Origin of the sequence: Proteus sp. CA142267 (assembly GCF_003336825.1) — a bacterium.
GTDB classification, from domain to species: Bacteria; Pseudomonadota; Gammaproteobacteria; order Enterobacterales; family Enterobacteriaceae; genus Proteus; species Proteus terrae.
Map to the genome: position 1 here is coordinate 1 of NZ_QPMG01000019.1, position 4,760 is coordinate 4,760.

At 38.6% G+C, this 4,760-nt stretch carries 4 protein-coding genes, 5 tRNA genes and 2 rRNA genes; 10 read left to right on the top strand and 1 reads right to left on the bottom strand.

Translation table 11 applies throughout. The annotated features are described in order from the left end of the window. Position 1 precedes the first annotated feature (1 nt). From rrf (C0T34_RS17960) to birA, 5 genes are all read left to right on the top strand, one after another. Positions 2-117, top strand: a 5S ribosomal RNA gene (rrf, locus tag C0T34_RS17960). Positions 118-160: 43 nt separating this feature from the next. Beyond that, a tRNA-Thr gene (locus C0T34_RS17965) sits at positions 161-236 on the top strand. A gap of 51 nt (positions 237-287) precedes the next feature. After that, positions 288-403 (top strand): 5S ribosomal RNA (rrf, locus tag C0T34_RS17970). Positions 404-568: 165 nt separating this feature from the next. Next, positions 569-1,603: a UDP-N-acetylmuramate dehydrogenase gene (murB, locus tag C0T34_RS17975; RefSeq protein WP_098941426.1), complete on the top strand. Its 1,035-nt coding sequence runs from the start codon at positions 569-571 to the stop codon at positions 1,601-1,603. After that, positions 1,600-2,562, top strand: a complete 963-nt coding sequence (birA, locus tag C0T34_RS17980; protein ID WP_098941425.1) for a bifunctional biotin--[acetyl-CoA-carboxylase] ligase/biotin operon repressor BirA — start codon at positions 1,600-1,602, stop codon at positions 2,560-2,562. Before murB ends, birA begins: the two co-directional genes overlap by 4 nt. A gap of 131 nt (positions 2,563-2,693) precedes the next feature. Here birA and coaA read toward each other — a convergent pair whose 3' ends face one another. Continuing rightward, on the bottom strand, positions 2,694-3,641 hold the full coding sequence (gene coaA, locus C0T34_RS17985; protein ID WP_098941424.1) for a type I pantothenate kinase: 948 nt from the start codon (positions 3,639-3,641) through the stop codon (positions 2,694-2,696). A 437-nt stretch (positions 3,642-4,078) separates the two neighbouring features. Between coaA and C0T34_RS17990 the strand changes: the two genes are divergently transcribed. From C0T34_RS17990 to C0T34_RS18010, 5 genes are all read left to right on the top strand, one after another. Further along, positions 4,079-4,154: transfer RNA gene (locus tag C0T34_RS17990), tRNA-Thr, on the top strand. A 15-nt stretch (positions 4,155-4,169) separates the two neighbouring features. Further along, a tRNA-Tyr gene (locus C0T34_RS17995) sits at positions 4,170-4,254 on the top strand. An 82-nt stretch (positions 4,255-4,336) separates the two neighbouring features. Then, positions 4,337-4,411: transfer RNA gene (locus tag C0T34_RS18000), tRNA-Gly, on the top strand. 5 nt (positions 4,412-4,416) lie between these two features. After that, positions 4,417-4,492 (top strand) — tRNA-Thr (locus tag C0T34_RS18005). 122 nt (positions 4,493-4,614) lie between these two features. Further along, positions 4,615-4,760, top strand: a 146-nt coding sequence (locus tag C0T34_RS18010) for a GTP-binding protein (RefSeq protein WP_239450334.1), incomplete at its 3' end; no start/stop codon positions are given.

Below are 4,760 nucleotides of genomic sequence, written 5' to 3' on the forward strand. Positions count from 1 at the left end.
GCTTGGCGGCCATAGCGCAGCGGACCCACCTGAATCCATGCCGAACTCAGAAGTGAAACGTTGTAGCGCCGATGGTAGTGTGGGGTCTCCCCATGTGAGAGTAGGGAACTGCCAGGCATCAAATTTAGGCTGTGTCAGCCGGTGACAATAAGCCACTAGTGCTGATATGGCTCAGTTGGTAGAGCACACCCTTGGTAAGGGTGAGGTCCCCAGTTCGAATCTGGGTATCAGCACCATAAAAAATTAATTATAGCTACATAAACAGATAGTTATAAAAACAGAATTTGCTTGGCGGCCATAGCGCAGCGGACCCACCTGAATCCATGCCGAACTCAGAAGTGAAACGTTGTAGCGCCGATGGTAGTGTGGGGTCTCCCCATGTGAGAGTAGGGAACTGCCAGGCATTAAATAAGACGAGAAAGCCAACCCAATGGGTTGGCTTTTTTGCATTCTAAGACAACATCTAAAATACAGATGTAATATCTCCACACTAATCACCTATCACTTTGCTATCCTCGGCGATACTTGGCTGTTAAACTAAGCCATCAGCTAAATGAGGTAGACTTTCATGAAAGAATCGGTTTCATTGCAAGCATTTAATACATTTGGTTTGAGAGCAAAAGCTCACCAAATAGAAACTGCAAATAATAAAGATGAGCTTTGTACATATTGGCAAAATGCCCATGAACAGAAATTGCCCACCCTTATTCTAGGTGGTGGTAGCAACGTACTATTTACAGAAGATTTTAATGGCGTTGTTATTCGCAACTGTATTGCTGGTATTGAAATTACTGAAGATGAGCAATATTGGTCTGTTCATGTTGGTGCGGGCGAAAATTGGCATGCACTTATTGAATTTCTGTTAGAAAAGAACATCTATGGACTGGAAAATTTAGCGCTGATCCCAGGAAATGTAGGCTCAGCACCAATACAAAATATCGGTGCTTATGGTAAAGAATTAAAAGATGTTTGCGCTTATGTAGATATTGTTGAACTAAGTACAGGTCATGTTCATCGATTAACTAATAATGAATGTCAGTTTGGTTACCGAGATAGTATTTTCAAACATCATTATCAGCAAGGCTTTGCCATTGTTGCTGTAGGCTTACAGCTTAGCAAAAAATGGGAGCCTATTCTTACCTATGGCGATTTATCAAAATTATCATTAGAAACAGTAACGCCAAAAGATGTGTTTGGGTCTGTGTGCTCTATGAGAACGAGCAAACTACCAGATCCTACCATAACAGGTAATGCTGGTAGTTTTTTTAAGAATCCAATAGTTGATATTCGTATTGCACAACATTTAAAAGCAGAATATCCCTTCTGTCCGCAATATGTTCAACAAGATGGTGTAAAACTTGCTGCTGGTTGGCTGATTGATCAATGTGGTCTAAAAGGTCATCAGATTGGTGGTGCGGCTGTTCATATGAAGCAAGCACTTGTTCTTATCAATAAAGACGGTCTAGCAACAGGCAAAGACATCGTTAATTTAGCAGCATGTATACGTCAAAAAGTCTTTGAGCGCTTCGGTGTACAATTAGAGCCAGAAGTCCGTTTTATTGGCCAATATGGCGAAATCAATGCAGTGGACGCTATTTCATGAAAGAAACACCAACTCCCTTATTATTAATTGAAATTCTTGCTGACGGAAATATCCATTCAGGAGAGCAACTAGGCGAAAGCCTAGGAATGACACGCGCAGGTATTAATAAACATATTCAGACATTGCGTAGTTGGGGTATAGATGTTCAAACTGTCGCAGGAAAGGGCTATCAATTAGATACTCCTATGAATTTGTTGAATGCGGATAGTGTAAACAAAAACATTAAAGGTGAACCAGCCAGCGTTATTCCTGTTATAGATTCTACTAACCAGTATTTGATACAGCGTATTAGCGAATTAAAATCGGGTGATGTCTGTATTGCTGAATACCAGTCAGCTGGGCGAGGCCGAAGAGGGCGCCAATGGATTTCGCCTTTTGGTAGAAATTTATACTTGAGTATGTATTGGAAGCTCGATCAAGGACCTGCTGCTGCAATAGGACTGAGTTTGGTTGTCGGCGTTATTATGGCTGAGGTATTACAAAAGCTTGGTGCAGATGGCGTTAAAGTTAAATGGCCTAACGATCTCTATTTAAATGATAAAAAACTTTCAGGTATTCTTGTTGAGTTAACAGGGAAAACTGGTGATGTTGCTCATATTGTTACGGGTATTGGTATCAATATTGCGATGAGTAAAAATCAAACTGAAGCCATTAACCAGCAATGGATTAATTTAGAGCAAGTTGGTATCAAAATTGATAGAAATGAACTTGCTTGTGAAATTACTAATGCACTAAGGGAAGCATTTGTTCAGTTTGAAAAACAAGGGTTATCTATGTTTATCGAGCGTTGGAAACGTTTAGATAATTTTATGGATCGCCGAGTGAAGCTTATTATTGGTGAAAAAGAGATCTTTGGTATTGCCAAGGGTATCAATGACCAAGGTGCTTTACTTTTGGAACAAGATGGAAAAATCATACCTTATATAGGTGGTGAAATTTCACTGAGAATTGCATCGTAATGCTTTAAATTGCATTGAACATCTAAAACTAAAAAAGCTTTCCCAAATTGGAAAGCTTTTTGTTTATCGATATTATTTTGAATAACTGAAATACAATGATACTGAGATCAAGTACCACTAATTGTTTAGATTTACTTACGTAATCGAACATTGGTGATCGTATGATTTTGGCCTTTGGTTAGTATAAGACTCGCCCTTTCTTTCGTCGGCAATATGTTTTGTTTTAAATTCAAACCATTGATTTCTTGCCAAATTGAAGATGCTATTTCAATAGATTCTTCTCTACTTAATTTAGAGTAATTATTAAAATACGATTCAGGATCAGTAAATGCACCTTCTCTAAATTTTAAAAAGCGACTGATATACCAGTGTTTTAGTAATTCTTCATCAGCATCAACATAAATAGAGAAATCTACATAATCTGATACGAAAACATTATGCGGATCATGAGGATAATCCTGATTACTCTGTAATACATTCAATCCTTCAAGAATTAATATATCAGGTTGTTCAATAACCTGTTTTTTATCCGGGATGATGTCATACACTAAATGAGAATAGACTGGCGCTGTTACTTGTTTCTTGCCTGATTTTATATCAGAAACGAAAGAGACAAGGCTATGCATATCATAGGATTCAGGAAATCCTTTCTTCTTCATTATCCCGCGTTTCTTTAACTCCGCATTAGGTAAAAGAAAACCATCAGTAGTAATTAAATCGACTTTACGATGTTCTGGCCAACGGGTTAGAAGTGCTTGTAGTAAACGAGCTGTGGTGCTCTTACCAACAGCAACACTGCCAGCTATACCAATAATATAAGGAATTTTGGCGCTTCTTGTTCCAAGAAACTGCTCTAAGACGGCTTGACGGCGTAAGTTAGAACTTATGTAAAAATTGAGCAATCTTGAAAGAGGGAGATAAATCTCAATGACATCATCAATAGAAATTTCTTCGTTAATCCCTTTTAAATCGGCAATCTCTTTTTCGGTTAGCGTTAAAGGAACGGAATCTCTTAACGTTGCCCAGTGCTTTCTGTCAAATTCTAAATAAGGGGTTATAAAGCGTTCTTTGTTATTCATAAGCCAACATCTGCCTAATATTCGCAGGTTGGACAGGCTGTTTAAAACACCCGTATCCGATAAAAAATAAACAGCATCATAACGAGTGATGCCTCTTAGGCGTAGATATTTTTTAAATTTTTTCTACTTTTTTTGACACGAACTGAATAAATTTGTAAAAAAAGTACAAAAAATAGTCATAAAAATAATTTTTTAGCGTAGACTAATGAGAGTGCAATTAATTTTTTTCTAAAAATTTATTGATGATTAATAAATTGGGGACTGAATAGATAAATTAGCTTGCTAATCTATCATGAATTTTTGTTGGCATTTTGGTCGTTTTTTTCCTAAAAAATCAACAATTCAATCAAAAGTGAACAAAATCTAAGCAAAAGAACAAATATCGCAATTTTTTTGTTGCATCATGATGAAAGTCCTCCTAGAATGCGCACCACTTAGCCGGCATAGCTCAGTTGGTAGAGCAACTGACTTGTAATCAGTAGGTCCCGAGTTCGACTCTTGGTGCCGGCACCATTAAAAATTAGGTTTGGTGGGATACCCAAGCGGCCAAAGGGAGCAGACTGTAAATCTGCCGTCACAGACTTCGAAGGTTCGAATCCTTCTCCCACCACCATTAATTCCTAACTTAAGTGTTTTAAATTAGTAAACACTTAAGTAGAATACAAAGCTGATTTTAAGTCAGGTAGCCGAGTTCTGCGGGCATCGTATAATGGCTATTACCTCAGCCTTCCAAGCTGATGATGCGGGTTCGATTCCCGCTGCCCGCTCCAGATGTGCTGATATAGCTCAGTTGGTAGAGCGCACCCTTGGTAAGGGTGAGGTCGGCAGTTCGAATCTGCCTATCAGCACCACTCCTTCATGTTCTTGCCTTCCTGATTAAAAATCTTAACAAGCACTAGCAAATCGCTAATTTACTTACTGCTTGGTTGATGTGGTGTAACCACCGATTCCGTGTCTTAGAGGGACAATTTAAATGTCTAAAGAAAAATTTGAACGTTCAAAACCGCACGTTAACGTTGGTACTATCGGCCACGTTGACCACGGTAAAACAACTCTGACTGCTGCAATCACTACAGTTTTAGCTAAAACTTACGGTGGTTCTGCTCGTGCATTCGATCA